Annotated in this window: 16 protein-coding genes; 5 read left to right on the forward strand and 11 right to left on the reverse strand. The window is 62.0% G+C overall.

From position 1 onward, the window contains the following. Positions 1-5 precede the first annotated feature (5 nt). The 4 genes from C4N04_RS02370 to groES form a co-directional block, all read right to left on the reverse strand. A complete protein-coding gene (locus C4N04_RS02370; RefSeq protein ID WP_106795350.1) occupies positions 6-1,100 on the reverse strand; it encodes a glycosyltransferase family 4 protein in 1,095 nt (364 codons plus the stop codon). 88 nt (positions 1,101-1,188) lie between these two features. Then, on the reverse strand, positions 1,189-1,611 hold the full coding sequence (locus tag C4N04_RS02375; protein WP_106795351.1) for a hypothetical protein: 423 nt from the start codon (positions 1,609-1,611) through the stop codon (positions 1,189-1,191). A gap of 94 nt (positions 1,612-1,705) precedes the next feature. Then, complete coding sequence (gene groL / locus C4N04_RS02380) at positions 1,706-3,334, reverse strand: chaperonin GroEL (protein ID WP_077994808.1); 1,629 nt, start codon at positions 3,332-3,334, stop codon at positions 1,706-1,708. Positions 3,335-3,385: 51 nt separating this feature from the next. Next, positions 3,386-3,700, reverse strand: coding sequence for a co-chaperone GroES (gene groES / locus C4N04_RS02385; protein WP_009985402.1), 315 nt, complete (start codon positions 3,698-3,700; stop codon positions 3,386-3,388). Positions 3,701-3,980: 280 nt separating this feature from the next. On the opposite strand from groES, the gene C4N04_RS02390 reads away from it, so the two are divergent. After that, positions 3,981-4,253 (forward strand): aspartate-semialdehyde dehydrogenase, encoded by a 273-nt coding sequence (locus C4N04_RS02390; protein ID WP_106795352.1) that lies wholly within the window; start codon positions 3,981-3,983, stop codon positions 4,251-4,253. Positions 4,254-4,310: 57 nt separating this feature from the next. Here the strand turns inward: C4N04_RS02390 and C4N04_RS02395 are convergent, their stop codons facing one another. From C4N04_RS02395 to C4N04_RS02410, 4 genes are all read right to left on the reverse strand, one after another. Further along, the gene (locus C4N04_RS02395; protein ID WP_038692370.1) at positions 4,311-5,012 is read right to left on the reverse strand and encodes a pentapeptide repeat-containing protein; all 702 of its coding nucleotides are present in this window, start codon (positions 5,010-5,012) and stop codon (positions 4,311-4,313) included. 187 nt (positions 5,013-5,199) lie between these two features. Then, positions 5,200-5,715, reverse strand: a complete 516-nt coding sequence (locus tag C4N04_RS02400) for a GNAT family N-acetyltransferase (protein WP_106795353.1) — start codon at positions 5,713-5,715, stop codon at positions 5,200-5,202. A 111-nt stretch (positions 5,716-5,826) separates the two neighbouring features. Beyond that, complete coding sequence (locus C4N04_RS02405) at positions 5,827-6,495, reverse strand: hemolysin III family protein (RefSeq protein ID WP_038687739.1); 669 nt, start codon at positions 6,493-6,495, stop codon at positions 5,827-5,829. Between the two features lie 162 nt (positions 6,496-6,657). Next, on the reverse strand, positions 6,658-7,077 hold the full coding sequence (locus C4N04_RS02410) for a universal stress protein (RefSeq protein ID WP_038687737.1): 420 nt from the start codon (positions 7,075-7,077) through the stop codon (positions 6,658-6,660). Between the two features lie 282 nt (positions 7,078-7,359). Here C4N04_RS02410 and C4N04_RS02415 point away from each other — a divergent pair, with 282 nt between their 5' ends. Beyond that, positions 7,360-8,220, forward strand: a complete 861-nt coding sequence (locus C4N04_RS02415; RefSeq protein ID WP_106795354.1) for a VOC family protein — start codon at positions 7,360-7,362, stop codon at positions 8,218-8,220. Positions 8,221-8,229: 9 nt separating this feature from the next. On the opposite strand, the gene C4N04_RS02420 is transcribed toward C4N04_RS02415, so the two are convergent. Next, positions 8,230-8,613: a hypothetical protein gene (locus tag C4N04_RS02420; RefSeq protein ID WP_106795355.1), complete on the reverse strand. Its 384-nt coding sequence runs from the start codon at positions 8,611-8,613 to the stop codon at positions 8,230-8,232. A 217-nt stretch (positions 8,614-8,830) separates the two neighbouring features. Here C4N04_RS02420 and C4N04_RS02425 point away from each other — a divergent pair, with 217 nt between their 5' ends. Both C4N04_RS02425 and C4N04_RS02430 read left to right on the forward strand, forming a co-directional pair. Beyond that, positions 8,831-10,000: an AI-2E family transporter gene (locus tag C4N04_RS02425; protein WP_010057635.1), complete on the forward strand. Its 1,170-nt coding sequence runs from the start codon at positions 8,831-8,833 to the stop codon at positions 9,998-10,000. Positions 10,001-10,019: 19 nt separating this feature from the next. Next, on the forward strand, positions 10,020-11,312 hold the full coding sequence (locus C4N04_RS02430; protein ID WP_106795356.1) for an FAD-dependent oxidoreductase: 1,293 nt from the start codon (positions 10,020-10,022) through the stop codon (positions 11,310-11,312). Between the two features lie 228 nt (positions 11,313-11,540). On the opposite strand, the gene C4N04_RS02440 is transcribed toward C4N04_RS02430, so the two are convergent. Both C4N04_RS02440 and C4N04_RS02445 read right to left on the reverse strand, forming a co-directional pair. Next, positions 11,541-12,329: a polysaccharide deacetylase family protein gene (locus C4N04_RS02440; protein ID WP_106795357.1), complete on the reverse strand. Its 789-nt coding sequence runs from the start codon at positions 12,327-12,329 to the stop codon at positions 11,541-11,543. A 91-nt stretch (positions 12,330-12,420) separates the two neighbouring features. After that, positions 12,421-12,810: a DUF930 domain-containing protein gene (locus C4N04_RS02445; protein ID WP_010059182.1), complete on the reverse strand. Its 390-nt coding sequence runs from the start codon at positions 12,808-12,810 to the stop codon at positions 12,421-12,423. Between the two features lie 245 nt (positions 12,811-13,055). Here C4N04_RS02445 and C4N04_RS02450 point away from each other — a divergent pair, with 245 nt between their 5' ends. Beyond that, a complete protein-coding gene (locus C4N04_RS02450) occupies positions 13,056-15,164 on the forward strand; it encodes a S9 family peptidase (RefSeq protein ID WP_106795358.1) in 2,109 nt (702 codons plus the stop codon). The last annotated feature ends 152 nt before the right edge of the window (positions 15,165-15,316 follow it).

Genomic DNA, 15,316 nt, shown 5'->3' on the forward strand with positions numbered 1-15,316 from the left:
TGGCGTCAGGCGACAGCCTGCAGGTCGGGCGCCTGACCATTCGACCGGCGGATTGGCGCCGCTTTGGTGCGAACACCCGGCAAGTTGCGATAGATGTCGAGATAGTCGAACGCCATCCGCTCCGCAGTGAAACGCTTTTCGAATGCGCCCCGCACTCTGCGTCGATCCAGCCGGAGCGCCCATTCGACGTTCTCGGCCGCCTCGGTGACACTGTCGACCAGAATGCCGGAGACGCCATTGTCAATGACCTCGGGAACCGAGCCGCAGCCGAACGCGATCACCGGCGTGCCGCAGGCCATTGCCTCGATCATCACCAGTCCAAAGGGTTCCGGCCAGTCGATGGGGAAGAGCAGCGCGCCTGCATTGCCAAGGAAGTCAGCCTTCTGGTGTTCGTTGATCTCGCCGATGTATTCCACATGCGGATGGCTCTTTACCATCGGCTCGATCACGGTTTCCCAATAGGCTCTGTCGACATTATCGATCTTGGCGGCGATCTTCAGCGGCATTCCGACCTTTGCCGCGATCTGGATCGCGCGGTCGGGGCGCTTTTCCGGAGAAATCCGCCCGAGGAAGGCAAGGTAATTGCCCTTCGGATTCTCCGTGAAGGGAAGTAGATCGGCCGACAAACCGTGATAGACCGTGCCGCGCCAGTTGACCGGTGGCATCGGGCGGCGCTGATCATTGGAGATCGACACCAGCGGAACGTCCGGGAACGCCGTGTAAAACGGCTTGAGATCAGGCAGGTCTAGCCGTCCGTGCAGTGTGGTAACCGTGCGATCGGCGAAATCGCGGATCAGCGGGAAATGCAGGAGATCGATGTGGAAATGCAGCACGTCGAACTCATGCGCGCGCTGACGGATCTCCTCCAGCATCACGACCTGATGCGGCAGATGGTCCTTGACCGTCGGATTCAACCGAAGTGCGACGTTCGCACACGGCAGCAGTCTCGCGCGGGTGACGGAATCGCCGCTGGCAAACAGCGTGACCTCGTGCCCCTGGCCGGCGAGTTCTTCAGTAAGATAAGAGACGATCCGCTCCGTTCCGCCGTAGAGCTTTGGCGGAACGCTCTCGGCAAGCGGTGCAATCTGAGCGATCTTCATTGGCAAAACCTCCTCAGTTGAGCAAAGAGTCGTCGGCAAAAATCATGCCTGCGTCCTCAAGGGAGCACGCGTCAGGTCAGCTGGAGGGTCAGCTCTCAAATGGCTGGTAACGCCGTCCTCCTCTCGAATAGCTGCAAAAGCCGAGCCCCGGCAGCCGGCGTGCCGCCAGCCTGTGGCGACGGGCCCTGCGGGACCCAGAGGGAGCGGACGAACCCTGCTCCCCGGATTGCCGATCACCCTTATCCAGCGTCTTCAGCGCTTCGAGGATCTCGTCATAGGAGACGGCTCTTTCCGCCCCGGGATAAAGGCGAAGAGCAGGTATGGATTCGATGGCGAAGATATCGGATGCCCAGGAGGCGAGAATCGCCCGCTTTTCGTCATTGCTGATGTCGGTGGCGGTCAGCACGTCACGCGGGTGACTGAAATGTTTCGCTGGATGAAGCAGATGCCCCGCGCTGATCGCTGCCCTGGCTTGCTGCTCGATGGAATTGCTGGTGCTTTCCTTTCTCATGGCTTGGCTCCACTGATGTTGACCGATGGAACTTCATGCATTCTCATTTTGGTGGCGAGGCCCGCCCCGAGGGCAGGACGGGCCAGGCGATCGCTTAGAAGTCCATGCCGGCGCCGGCCGGCATTGCCGGTGCGGCGTCTTTCTTCGGCTTCTCGGCGATCATCGCTTCCGTCGTCACCAGCAGGCCGGCAACGGAGGCGGCATCCTGTAGTGCGGTGCGAACGACCTTGGCCGGATCGATGACGCCCTGCGCGTAGAGATCGCCATATTCGCCGGTCTGGGCGTTCCAGCCGTAAGCGAATTCGCTCTTCTCCCGCAGCTTGCCGACGATGATCGAACCTTCCGCGCCTGCGTTTTCGGCGATCTGGCGAACCGGCGCCTCGATTGCACGACGAACGATGTCGACGCCGACGCGCTGGTCATCATTGGCGGTCTTGATAGCGTCGAGCGCCTTGACCGCGCGCAGCAATGCCACGCCGCCGCCGGGCAGGATGCCTTCTTCGACCGCCGCGCGGGTTGCATGCAGCGCGTCGTCGACGCGGTCCTTCTTTTCCTTCACTTCAACTTCCGTCGAGCCGCCGACGCGGATGACGGCAACGCCGCCGGCGAGCTTGGCAAGACGTTCCTGCAGCTTCTCGCGGTCGTAGTCGGAGGTGGTCTCTTCGATCTGGGCGCGGATCTGAGCGGTGCGACCGTCAAGTTCCGCCTTCGAACCGGCACCATCGATGATGGTGGTGTTTTCCTTCTCGATCGCCACCTTCTTGGCCCGGCCGAGCATGTTGAGCGTCACATTCTCGAGCTTGATGCCGAGGTCTTCGGAGATGACGGTGCCGCCGGTCAGGATGGCGATGTCTTCGAGCATGGCCTTGCGGCGGTCGCCGAAGCCGGGGGCCTTGACGGCAGCGATCTTCAGGCCGCCGCGGAGCTTGTTGACGACGAGCGTTGCAAGCGCTTCGCCTTCGACATCTTCAGCGATGATGAGGAGCGGCTTGCCGGACTGAACGACAGCTTCGAGAACCGGCAGCATCGACTGCAGGTTCGACAGTTTCTTCTCGTGGATCAGGATATAGGGATCCTCGAGCTCGACCCGCATCTTGTCCTGGTTGGTGACGAAGTAGGGGCTGAGATAGCCGCGGTCGAACTGCATGCCTTCGACGACTTCGAGTTCGGTTTCGGCGGTCTTGGCCTCTTCGACCGTGATGACGCCTTCGTTGCCGACCTTTTCCATCGCTTCGGCGAGATAGCGGCCGATCTCGGAATCACCGTTGGCTGAAATAGTACCGACCTGGGCAATTTCGGAATTGTTGGAGATCTTGCGGGCGTTAGCCTTCAATTCCGCGACCACCGCGTCGACGGCAAGATCGATGCCGCGCTTCAGATCCATCGGGTTCATGCCGGAGGCAACCGCCTTTGCGCCCTCCTTGACGATCGCCTGGGCGAGAACGGTCGCCGTCGTGGTACCGTCGCCGGCGAGATCATTCGTCTTGGATGCTACTTCACGCAGCATTTGGGCACCCATGTTTTCGAACTTGTCTTCGAGTTCGATTTCCTTGGCGACCGAAACGCCGTCCTTGGTGATGCGCGGCGCGCCGAAGGACTTGTCGATCACAACGTTGCGGCCCTTCGGGCCGAGCGTTACTTTCACCGCATTGGCCAATACATCGACCCCACGCAGCATGCGTTCACGGGCATCGCTATGAAATTTGACTTCTTTCGCAGCCATTCTGTAACTCCTTCAATAGGCAGCTTTTTTGACTAATGCGCGGAAATCGCCTCAGGCGGCGATCTTTTCGGCGGCCCGGGCCTCGATGATGCCCATGACATCGCTTTCCTTCATGATCAGCAGGTCTTCGCCATTGATCTTGATCTCGGTGCCGGACCACTTGCCGAACAGGATGCGGTCGCCGACCTTGACGTCGAGCGGCTGGACCTGGCCAGCATCATCGCGCGCGCCGGGGCCGACGGCGATGACCTCGCCTTCCTGCGGCTTTTCCTTGGCGGTATCGGGTATGATGATGCCGCCCTTGGTCTTTTCCTCGGAATCGACGCGGCGGACGAGAATGCGATCATGAAGCGGTCGGAACGACATGTTTTCCTCCAATGGACAAACAATAATGATGTTGTTCCCCTGGCCGGACCGGATGACCAGTCCGGGCGGGTGCAAAACCTCGATCGAGCGTTCTGCGCGCAATGATCTGGTTTTGCGCTTTTCCCATTTCAAGAGGGCGCCATAAAAAAATTAGCACTCACTCGGAGTGGCTGCTAACATCCTGTAAAGGAACAATAAACAGGGTGGACGCGTTCAGAAATCCGTTGATGGCCGCAAAATTTTGCGCCACCTTTCGAGCGTCATGAAACGGAGATGAAGCATGCAATTTTCATCAGATCTGGAGCGTCAGCTGAACGGCTATGGACTGACCACCGCGCATATCCTCTATCGCATTCCTGATTTTGAATTCGTGCTGCAGACCTATGTCTGGCAGGATTACGACCTCGCCCCGGACTTTCCGGAAATGCACAAGTTTCTCGATTTCTGGCAGTCGACGCTCGACGGGCCGCTACACTCCGTTCGCTACACCCATCAGCAACTGATCGGACCTAACGAATGGCGCCGCGTCATGGGCGAGTTCAAGCTCCACTAGCTCCGGCATCCATCGCAGTCGATAATCCGGCCGCGCGATCCTGCGAAGCCCGACCGATCACTCGTGCTCTGCAGGGCATGGCCAGGTTGCCGGCGCCGAGAGGCCGGGCGGCAGCTTGGTCGAGGCATCGCCGCAGGCGAGCTCGATCTGCGCCTGTTCGAGCCCGGCGGCAGCCGAGAGGTCGAGGCCCTCGATGCGGGTCAGGAACATGAAGGCGCGCTCGAATGTCGCCGGACCTTCGAAGGTGGCGTTGGAGAGATCGGCGCGGGAGAGATTTGCGAAGGAGAATTTCACCCCCGTCAGCACTGCCTTGTCGAAATCGGCGCGGCCGAGTTCGGCCTTTTCGAAGCTCACGCCGGCGAGCCGGGCGCCGCCGAAATTGGCGCGCTGCAGCTCAGCGCCGGCGAAGGAAGCGCCTTCGGCGGCAATATTCGCGAAACTGGCGCGATAGGCCTCGACCTTGGCGAAGTTGGCCCCTTCGGCATGTGAGCCTTCGAGCGAGGCACGCACCAAAGTCGCCTTCTCCAGATTGGCGGATTTGAAATTCGCACCGCTGAGATCGGTCAGCGAGAAATCGGTGCTGAAGAGATTGGCGCCTTCGAGATCACTGCCCTGCAGCATCAGGTTTTTCTTCGAGCATTCCTGCCAGTCGAGCTTCGGCGAGGCCGTGCTGCCGCAATCGGCAGCGCGCGTAGAGATCGGAGCGGCGGCGAGAAGAAGGAAGGCAAGGAGGCCGAGCGCCGATCGATGCATTGCCATTGAACTGTTGATCTCCATGACGCTTATCACGCCGCCTCTCGCGAAGCAGGCGCTCCCATTTCTACACAGCTCAGAATACAATAAAAAGATGGCGAACGCGCCGGCAATGATTTGCGGGGTCACTCCGTCCGAAGCGTTCATCCGCTTTGCCCGGGCAAGCGGCCATCCGGTCTTCCAAGCCAGGCGGTCAATCCGTTTTGGAGGGCAGACGAAGCTCCATGCAGGTGAGATCCAGCCAGCGGCCGAACTTGGTGCCGACCTCGGAAAATCTGCCGGCGATGCGGAAGCCGAGCTTCTCGTGCAGCCGGATCGAGGCGGTGTTCTCAGCCTCGATGCCGGCGATCATCACGTGGACATTGCCGGCGGCGGCACGCGCGATCAATTCGCGCATCAGGGTCTCGCCGATACCGGCGCCGCGGCAATCCTTGTCGACATAGACGGAATGTTCGACCGTATGGCGGTAGCCGTCAAAGGCGCGCCAATCGCCGTAGGAGGCGTAGCCCGCGACCTTGCCCGACATTTCGGCGACAATGACGGGAAAGCCGCGCCCCTTGCGCGCCCTCAGCCATTCCCGCCGGTTTTCGAGATCGACGAGCGTCTCGTTCCAGATCGCCGTCGTGTGCTCGACGGCGTGATTGTAAATCTCGCGGATGGCGGGAAGATCGGCTTCGGTGGCGTCGCGAATGAGGACGGCGTCTGTCATGGTTGGTCCGGTTTGATTGGCTATCTGGGGTGGCATACGCCGCGGTTCAGAAGATGTAAACGGCAGATGGTAGAGACCGCGGTTGCGGGACAAGTTGCGCCCGGCCGCCGCTCAGAAACCCGATGCCGACAGGCTGAAACAGGTGAACACCGCCGAATAATGCACGGCCGCGGCGATGACGACGAAGCCATGCCAGATGGCGTTCTGGAAGCGCAGTTTCTCCCAGACATGAAAGATGACGCCGAGCGAGTAGAGGACGCCGCCGATGACGATCAGCAGCATCGAGGCGGAGGGGATGCGCGCGGAGACAGGCCCGGCGACCAGCACGCCGCTCCAGCCCATGGCGAGGTAAAGCAGGATGGCGAGACGGTCGTAGCGGCCGGGAAAGGCGCATTTCAGGACGATGCCGACGGCGGCGAACAGCCAGATCGCCACCAGCATGTACAAGAGCAGCGGATCGTCGGCGCCGCGTTGGAGGAAGGGTGTATAGGTGGCGGCGATCAGGATGAAGATCGCCGAATGATCGAAGCGGCGCAGGAACCATTTCGTGCGCGAGACCGGCCAGAGATTGTAGGAAAAGGAAATGGCAAGCGTCAGCACCAGTCCGACGCCATAGATCCAGGCGGCGGCGAGTGCGCCATAGGAGCTCCAGACCGTGGCGTAGAAGATCAGAACGGTGGCGCCGATCAGCGCCAGCACGAGGCCGACGCCATGGACGATGCCATCGGCGATCAGCTCATATCTGTCGTAAGCCCAGCGAATGCCGTTGAACTCAGCCATGCGCGCCAATCCGTTTCGTGCCCGATGGTGATGGTCGCATTGAACCGATGGCGGCGCAACAGCGGCACGTCGCGCAGGCGGTAAATCTTCGTGACAGACCGCACGACATCTTCCCCGCCTCGACGGCGCGAAAGAGCACTCGGAAAATGGAGCGGCGCAGATTCAGATCTTCTGCCGCTCGACTAGCACTGAGCACTTGGCGTGACGCACGACGCGGTCGGCCGTGGCGCCGATAAAGTAGTTGGAAAAATCCGGAATATGCGAGGCGAGGATGATGAGGTCGGCGCCATGGCTTTCGGCGGCCGCGATAATGGCCTTGGCCGGCGGACCGTTGCGGATGTCGATCTTTGCCGCAATTCCGGTGGTAGCAACCAGCCCTTCCAACTTGTCGCGACTGTCCTTCAATGCGTCCTCGAGCATATTGGCCGGGAGCTCGATCGCGACATAGGTCGGCACATCCTCGACGACGTTGAGGGCGACGATCTCGCCGCCGTCATCGAGCAGCGACGCGGCCTTGCGAAGAATGTTCTCTCCCCTGTCGAGGCGGCCGAGCGCGATCGCCACGATAATCTTCCTGTACATGGCTTCCCTCCATGACTGAGATGCATAAGCTTGCTCTAATAAAGATATGGGCGCATTGACTCCGATCAAGGCCGGCTCGCGTCATCGTCAACAGCTACTCAACGCTTCATCCTCAAAAACGAGCCTTCTGTGAACAATCCAGATGAGCCATATAGAGGTCAAGTACGGCAACCCGAGGAGATCAGGCGAATGAACCGGCGACACTTTCTCGGGTTTGCTACAGGCGGCATGGTTGCCGCCACCGCCGGTGCGCCTTCAATTTCAGAGGCAGGAGAATTATTCATGACGACCGAGACATCCTATGCGCTGACGCGGCCTGCCTATATCGACCAATCGCATCTCGTCGTCCGAGACCTCGCGCTTGTGTCCGGCTTTTATCAGTCGATGCTCGGCCTGAAAGTCATCGAAAAGACGGCAAGCGGCGAAGTCCTCGGCGTCGGCGGGCAGCCGCTGCTGACGCTGACGACCGCCGGCAATGCCGCAATCGCGCCGCGAAACGCCGCAGGCCTGTTCCACACCGCCTTCCTGATGCCGGACCGCACCGAACTGGCGCGCTGGCTGCGGCATGCGGCGCATAACAATGTCGTGCTTGACGGCGCTTCCGACCATCTCGTCAGCGAGGCGATCTATCTTTCAGACCCGGAAGGCAACGGCATCGAAATCTATGCCGACCGGCCGCACCAGGGATGGAAGTTTCATCAGGACGGCATGGTGGAGATGGCGACGCAGCGTCTCGACCTGCAGGCGCTTTACGACAGCGCGCAGGACGATCGCTGGGACGGCATGGCGCAGGGGACGGCGATCGGCCATCTGCATCTGCAGGTCGGCGATATCCCGCAGGCCGACGCCTTCTATCGCGACGTGCTCGGCCTCAAGCTGATGGCCCGCTATCCCGGCGCCAGCTTCTTTGCGACCGGCGGCTATCACCACCATCTCGCCGCCAATATCTGGAACAGCCGGGGTGCGGGCCCGCGCGCCGACAATATGACCGGCCTGTCCGATTACAAGATCCGTTTCAACGACAAGGCGACGCTCGATGCGGCGGTCTCGAAGCTCGACGCACTGGAGATCAACAGCGAGAAGCGCGATGGCGGCGTCTTCCTCCGGGATCCCTGGGGCATCGGCTTGACGCTGTCGGCCTGACCGGGACGGCTATTGGACCTTCTCGGTTCCCGATGGCGTCGTCACCCCGGTCGGCCCGCCGCCGTTGCCACTCGGCGCCAGCGAACGGTCTGTTGCTTCCGGCGGCCGTGCAGGGCCGGAGGCCGGGTCATCGTTGAACGTGCCGGGACCGGACGGCTGCGTATTGATCGGATCCGGTTTCGTCGACGCCGTCGCCGTCGGATCGTTATTGTCGGGGTCGGGCCAGATCGCAACACTGACGCCGGCAATGATGAGAACGGCCGCGCCTGCCGCAAGGACCGTCCAGGCCCACCAACGCCGTTGGTCGGCGGCTTTTAGGCTGCTCTCGTCGGCGTAAGGGGGATTGGTCGAATAGGTCTCGGTGGTTTTCGTCCGATCGGGATCTTCGGTCATGAGCTATCTCCTTCCGACGTCGAACGCCCGCCACTGCAAGCTTGTTCCGGCGATGCAATTCAACTCGCTTGCTTGCCGGCGCGGGGCGGAGGTCCTCTCGCCTGACCGCGCACGCCTGCAACGGGCGCCATTTGCGGCATCGCGGTGACCTTGCGGAACCGGAACCGAAGCAGCGCGTTCTTGTGGCGAAGCAATGGGGCTTCGGGGACCTCACCGCATGGGCATCGCCAACGGCATCCGCAAACAGGCAAAGAAGATCGCCGACGGCGAACGCCGCACCAGCACCTGGGCAAAGACATTGCAGGAGGCGGCGGAGGAGCTGCCACCACCTGCGCCGGTGCGTCGTGTGGAAAAGGACGGGCTGGATATCAGCACGGCCTGGGCGATCATCGGCATCTTCGCCATCCTCGGGCTGGCGGCCGTCTATATGATGTCGCTGATCCTTATCCCCATCACGCTTGCGGTGGTCGTCGGCATGATCCTCGGCCTCGCCGCCGAAAATCTCAGCAAGATGGGAGTGCCGCGGCTCGCCAACGCCTTTCTGCTGTCAAGCGGGGTCGCTCTTGTCATCGCGCTGCTGGCCAACTCGCTTGCGGATCCGCTGACGACGCTTGCCAATGAAGCGCCGGCTTTCGTCGAGCGCACGATCAGCCGTATCATGCCTTATCTGGAGCGCATCGAATGGTTGCACATCACGCCGGCGACATTCGAAAGCGGGCCGATGTCAATCGGTGCGCTGCTCGAAAACACCGGCAACGTCCTGCATGTGGTGACCACGAGCCTGACGCCGGCGCTGGTGCAGGGGCTGATCTTTTTCGCCGCGCTGCTGCTCTTCCTCGCCAGCCGGGTCAATCTGCGCAAGACGATCATCATGACCTTCCGTACCCGCCCGCAGCGGCTGGCCGCGATCCGCATCATCAATGCCGTCGAACAGGTGCTCGGCTTCTACTTTGCCACCGCCTCGCTGATTTATGTCGGGCTTGGCATCGTCATGACCATTATCGCTTATGCGAGTGGGTTGTCGGCGCCGGTGCTGTGGGGCTTCTTCGCCTTCCTGTCGAGCTTCATTCCCTATCTCGGCATCACGCTGATGACGCTGTCCGTCGCCATCGCCGGCATCATCACATATGACGGCTTCATCGTCGGCCTGATGCCGGCCGCCGCCTTCTTCACGGTGCATCTCGTCATGGAAAACATCATCTTCCCAGCGGTGATGGGGCGACGGCTCGAAATCAACCCCTTCATCGTCTTCATCGCCATTCTGTTCTGGACGTGGATGTGGGGTGCGGTCGGAGCGATGCTGGCGCTGCCGCTGTCGTTGATCGTCATGACCATTATCGAGGAGTTGTTGATCGAGGAACGACCGCAGCCGCAATTGCCGAAGTGATCAAGCGAGGAGACATCCGTTGGCATCCGATCCCGATCTCGACGAATCCGATCATGACCAGGTCGCCAGCGGCTGTTCGCTTTGGGGGAGGAATGCCATCCGTCCGGAGTGGCGTCCGGTCGAGCAGAGTGCTTCTGCCGATGTGGCGGTGATCGGCGGCGGCATCACCGGTGCGCTGATCGCAGAACATCTGACGGCGCGGGGCTTTTCCGTTGCTATCATCGACCGGCAGGAGCCGGGCTTTGGCAGCACCGCCGCCAGCACGGCGATGCTGCAATGGGAAATCGACAGCACGCTCAGCGAGCTGGAGACCTGGTATGGCTTCGAGCGTGCGGCCGGCATCTATCGCCGCAGCGCCGCTGCCGTCGCCGGCCTTGCCAAGTTGATCGCCGTAAACGGCATCGCCTGCGGTTTTCGGTCGCGCAACACGCTCTATCTCGCCGCCAATCAGGAAGGTGCCCGCGACCTGCAGGCGGAGCGCCAGCTGCGCCGCCGGGCCGGCCTGCCCGGCGTCTATCTCGAACATCCCGATCTCTTCACCCAGTTCGAGCTCGATCGCGATGGCGCGATCTATTCGCCCGGTTCGGCGGAAGCCGATCCGCTGCTGCTCACCTGGGCGCTGATCGCAATCGCTGTGCGCCGCGGCGCGCAGTTGCTCAAGGCTTCGGTGACCGCGTTGCACAGCGACGGCGATCACGTCACGGCCGACACCGATGGTGGCCATGTCATCCAAGCGCGGCATGTTGTGCTGACCACCGGCTACTCGATGCCGGGTCTCGAGATGCCGAAGCTGCACCGCGTCAGTTCGAGCTGGGCGTTCGCCACCGTGCCCCAGGACCCGGCAAGGCTCTGGCGCGACAGGGCGCTGATCTGGGAGGACAGCCATCCCTATCTCTACATGCGCACGACAGCGGATCACCGCATCGTCGCCGGTGGTGAAGACGACGGCACCGTCAATGCCGCGGTGCGCGAGCGGAAGCTGCCGGCGAAGATCCGTGTAATTCAGGCGAAGATGCAGCGGCTCTGGCCGAGGGCCGACACCCGCATCGCCCATGCCTGGGGCGGAACCTTCGGCGAAACCGCCGACGGCCTGCCGCTGATCGGCCCGGTACCCGGCATGCCGCATGTGTTCGCCGCCTATGGCTACGGCGGCAACGGCATTACCCTTTCCTATCTCGCTGCCCAGATGATCGGCGCGATGATTGCCGGCATGCATCGCGACTGGTTCGAGGATTTCGCGCTCGATCGCGACGGGCCGGGGCTGCGGCGGTTTGGGGAAGATGGGGCGCGAGCGGGGAGTGAACTGCGGTAGAGGCCTTGTAGTGGCTGTCGTGCCGTGGCCGCCCCCTCTGCCCTGCGGGGCATCTCCCCACGAGTGGGGAGATCGGCTGGGCTTGGTGACCTCCCCAAACAACTGGCATCGCGGCTCGGCAAAACGGTAGAGAGGCGGAAGGTTTGGCTACTTGCCAATCTCCCCACCTGTGGGGGAGATGCCCGGCAGGGCAGAGGGGGGCGGCCACGGCACACCTTCAATAGCGAACTACTCCGTCGTGCGATCATCCCCCATATCCTCGACATCATCGAGGCGAACAAACTCCGTGCCCTTCACCTTCAGATCGACCAGCGCCTTTGCTACCCCCTCGCCCGCCGCATGGGTCGGCTGGTTGATGTGGGAGATGACGACGTCACCGTCCTTGGCCGAGGCGATGCGCTTTTCGGTAATTGCAGCGCCGAGCAGCGAGCCGCCGTCGCCGTTCACCGAATAACCGGCGATGCGGTAGCCGAAGGCGCGGATTTCGCCGATTGCCGAAAGGTCATATTTGGCGGTCGAGCCGCGGAACCAGTGCGGTGCGGGAATACCGGATGCGAGCATGGCGGCAGCGCCGCCTTCGACTTCCTGTCGGACGGCCTGCGGCGAGCCGGCGGACGCTATGCCATAGACCCGCGTCGGCGTATCGACGGCGGGAATGTGGTTCTCACCATGATTTTCGAGTTCGAAGAGATCCGGGTTCTGCAGGAAGACGGCGAGCGCGGCGGGATTGCGCTTCAGCCAGCGGGCGGTGACGAAGATCGTCGCGGGAATGCGCTCGCGCACCAGGGTCGACAGGATGCGCTCGTCCGCCTGCCCCATGCAGGCATCGAAGGTCAGCGCAATGCGAGCATGGCCCTCGATGTTGGAGCGGGCAATATGCAGATGCGGCTCGACGAGCTTTACCGCCGGACCCTTGGTCACCGGAACGGCGGCAGCCGGCAGCAGCGGCGTTTCGGCCGCGCACACCGTGGAGAGGCCGGCCAGAAGAAACGCCGAAGCAAGCAAGATGCGGTTCATGGAAGGACTTCTACGATTCGATCGGCCGAGTTTAGCGACGGCATTCGTCCACCACCATGTGGCCGGTCAGCGCAGCCAAGGCGACAGGCGATCAATCGTAGAGATAATATTTTTCCCACTTCTCGCGCGGCACCTTGTCGCCGATCTGGTAATCGAGCTGGCGCACGTTGATATGCTGCGGACCGGTGATGCAGGTGTAGGAGAGATGGTACCAGTCGCCCTTGCTGCGGAAGACCGCGCCCGGCGCCTGCAGCGAATTGTCGCCGGCGATCGGATCCTTGAAGGTATAGGCGATCACCTTGTCGGGCTTGAAGCCGGTGCTGTCCTGGTTGATGCGGCTCATCGCCTCGGTGTCGCAGCTCTGCTCCAGGCGGGTCGAGGGATCGAGTTTCTCCAGCTGCTTCTTGATGGCGGGATCGACGGCAAAGGCGGGGGCGGCAAGAGCGGCCAGGGATACAAACAGGAGCAGACGTTTCGGCATTGCGGAGAAAATCCCTTACTGTTGTCCATTCTTCACCCTGCCAGAGGCGCGGCTTGCCGGGGGCTCGGCAGGTGTAACTTTCACGCAGCGATAGCGGACTTTCTTAAACTTTGTGGTGACATCAAGGCAGGGCGGGCCGAACCGTTGCCTCGTCTGTGGAAGGCTCCCTTCCTCCTTGACGCTTGATCCGGAACCGGTGCGCCTCTATCTCTTGCCAACCCCACCTTCCCACCGGAGCCAATTCCTTGTCCGTTTTCGACAACCTGCCGACACCGCCTGCCGCCCCGAAGAAGCCCGTCTCCGATACGCGCCACGGCATTACCCGCACGGACGATTATGCCTGGCTGCGCGCCGACAACTGGCAAGCGATGTTCAAGGATCCCTCGATCCTCGATCCCGAGATCCGCCGGCATCTCGAAGCTGAAAACGCCTATATGAATGCGGCGATGGAAGACACCAAACCGCTGCAGAAGGTGCTGTTTTCCGAAATGCGCGGCCGCATCAAGGAAGACGACAGCTCGGTGCCGGTGAAGGACGGCGCCTATGCCTACGGCACATCCTACGTGACCGGCGGCGAGCAGCCGCGCTACTTCCGCATCCCCCGCGACGGCGATGTCGCCGACGAGACGATCCGCATGGTGCTGCTGGACGGCGACAAGGAGGCAACGGGCAAAGCCTATTTCCGCCTCGCCGGGCTCGACCACTCGAGCGACCACGGCCGCGGCATCTGGGGTTATGACGATAAGGGCTCGGAATTCTTCACGCTGAAGGTGCGCGACCTCTCGACCGGCCAGGATCTCGACGACGTGATCGAGAATACCGGCGGCGGCGGCGTCTGGGCGCCCGACGGTAAGAGCTTCTTCTATTCGGCGCTCGACGAGAACCACCGGCCCTCGAAGGTGTTCCACCATATTGTCGGCCGGCCGCAGTCGGAAGACCGGCTGGTCTATGAGGAAGCCGATGCCGGCTTCTTCATGGGCGTCGGCGGCTCGCTGCTCGACGACTTCATTTACATCGACATTCACGATCACGAGACCAGTGAATACCGGCTGCTGTCGACCAAGGATCTGACGGCCGAGCCGAAGCTGGTGGCGGCGCGCGAGGAAGGTATCGAATATTCGCTAACCGAGGGCGGCGACATCTTCTATATCCTGACGAATGACGGCGGCGCCAAGGATTTCAAGATCATGGAAGCGCCTGTGGACAATCCGGTCAAGGAAAACTGGCGCGAAGTGGTTCCCCATAAGCCCGGCACATTGATCATCAGCCACATGGCCTATGCCCGCCATCTCCTGTGGCTGGAGCGCAAAGACGGGCTGCCGCGGATCATCATCCGCGACCGGTCGACCGGTGAGGAACACGCGATCGCCTTTGCCGAGGAAGCCTATTCGCTGGGGCTGTCGGGTGCTGCGGAATACGACACGGATGTCATCCGCTTCTCCTATTCCTCGATGACGACGCCATCGCAGCTCTACGACTACAACATGGTGACGCGCGAGCGCACGCTCTTGAAGACGCAGGAAGTGCCGTCGGGCCACAATCCCGAAGACTACGTCACCCGCCGGGTCTTCGCCCCCGCCTGGGATGGCGAGACCGTGCCGGTCACCCTGCTCTACCGCAAGGACACGCCGCTCAATGGCAGCGCCCCCTGCCTGCTCTATGGCTACGGCGCCTACGGCATCACCATTCCGGCCGGCTTCAACACCAATTGCCTGTCGCTCGCCGACCGCGGCTTCGTCTATGCCATCGCCCATATCCGCGGCGGCAAGGACAAGGGCTTTGCCTGGTACGAAGACGGCAAGATGGACAAGAAGACGAACAGCTTCAAGGACTTCGTCGCCGCGGCCGATTATCTGAATCAACAGAAGTTCACCTCTTACGCGAAGATCATCGCTGAGGGCGGCTCGGCCGGCGGCATGCTGATGGGCGCCGTCGCCAACATGGCGCCGGAAAAATTCGCCGGCATCATCGCCGCCGTTCCCTTCGTCGACGTGCTCAACACCATGCTCGACGACACCTTGCCGCTGACGCCGCCGGAATGGCCGGAATGGGGCAACCCGATCGACAGCCGCGAAGAATACGAGCAGATCGCCGCCTATTCGCCCTATGACAATGTCGGCCCCAAAGCCTACCCGCCGATCCTGGCGCTCGGCGGCCTGACCGACCCGCGCGTCACCTATTGGGAGCCGGCCAAATGGGTGGCGAAGCTGCGTGAGCAGACGACCGGCGCGGCGCCGATCCTGCTCAAGACCAATATGGACGCCGGCCACGGCGGCGCCTCAGGGCGCTTCCAGCGGTTGGAAGAGATTGCGTTTGAGTATGCGTTTGCGATCAAGGTGGCGGGGAAGGTGTGAATTTTTAGGGGGGTGCCGTGGTCGCCCCCTCTGCCCTGCGGGCACCTCCCCCACAGGCGGGGAGATCGGCAAGTAGCCAAACCTTCCCGCCTCTCTGACCGTTTCGCCCAGCCGCGACGCTGGTTGTTTGGGAAGCCAGCAAGCCCAGCCAA

Origin of the sequence: Rhizobium sp. H4 (assembly GCF_003013335.1) — a bacterium.
GTDB classification, from domain to species: Bacteria; Pseudomonadota; Alphaproteobacteria; order Rhizobiales; family Rhizobiaceae; genus Rhizobium; species Rhizobium sophoriradicis.

What these genes read in the sequence shown, in the direction of transcription:
- C4N04_RS02370 (WP_106795350.1), bottom strand. Translation starts at nt 1,100, where the DNA reads ATGAAGATCGCTCAGATTGCACCGCTTGCCGAGAGCGTTCCGCCAAAG.
- C4N04_RS02375 (WP_106795351.1), bottom strand. Translation starts at nt 1,611, where the DNA reads ATGAGAAAGGAAAGCACCAGCAATTCCATCGAGCAGCAAGCCAGGGCA.
- groL (WP_077994808.1), bottom strand. Translation starts at nt 3,334, where the DNA reads ATGGCTGCGAAAGAAGTCAAATTTCATAGCGATGCCCGTGAACGCATG.
- groES (WP_009985402.1), bottom strand. Translation starts at nt 3,700, where the DNA reads ATGTCGTTCCGACCGCTTCATGATCGCATTCTCGTCCGCCGCGTCGAT.
- C4N04_RS02390 (WP_106795352.1), top strand. Translation starts at nt 3,981, where the DNA reads ATGCAATTTTCATCAGATCTGGAGCGTCAGCTGAACGGCTATGGACTG.
- C4N04_RS02395 (WP_038692370.1), bottom strand. Translation starts at nt 5,012, where the DNA reads ATGGCAATGCATCGATCGGCGCTCGGCCTCCTTGCCTTCCTTCTTCTC.
- C4N04_RS02400 (WP_106795353.1), bottom strand. Translation starts at nt 5,715, where the DNA reads ATGACAGACGCCGTCCTCATTCGCGACGCCACCGAAGCCGATCTTCCC.
- C4N04_RS02405 (WP_038687739.1), bottom strand. Translation starts at nt 6,495, where the DNA reads ATGGCTGAGTTCAACGGCATTCGCTGGGCTTACGACAGATATGAGCTG.
- C4N04_RS02410 (WP_038687737.1), bottom strand. Translation starts at nt 7,077, where the DNA reads ATGTACAGGAAGATTATCGTGGCGATCGCGCTCGGCCGCCTCGACAGG.
- C4N04_RS02415 (WP_106795354.1), top strand. Translation starts at nt 7,360, where the DNA reads ATGACGACCGAGACATCCTATGCGCTGACGCGGCCTGCCTATATCGAC.
- C4N04_RS02420 (WP_106795355.1), bottom strand. Translation starts at nt 8,613, where the DNA reads ATGACCGAAGATCCCGATCGGACGAAAACCACCGAGACCTATTCGACC.
- C4N04_RS02425 (WP_010057635.1), top strand. Translation starts at nt 8,831, where the DNA reads ATGGGCATCGCCAACGGCATCCGCAAACAGGCAAAGAAGATCGCCGAC.
- C4N04_RS02440 (WP_106795357.1), bottom strand. Translation starts at nt 12,329, where the DNA reads ATGAACCGCATCTTGCTTGCTTCGGCGTTTCTTCTGGCCGGCCTCTCC.
- C4N04_RS02445 (WP_010059182.1), bottom strand. Translation starts at nt 12,810, where the DNA reads ATGCCGAAACGTCTGCTCCTGTTTGTATCCCTGGCCGCTCTTGCCGCC.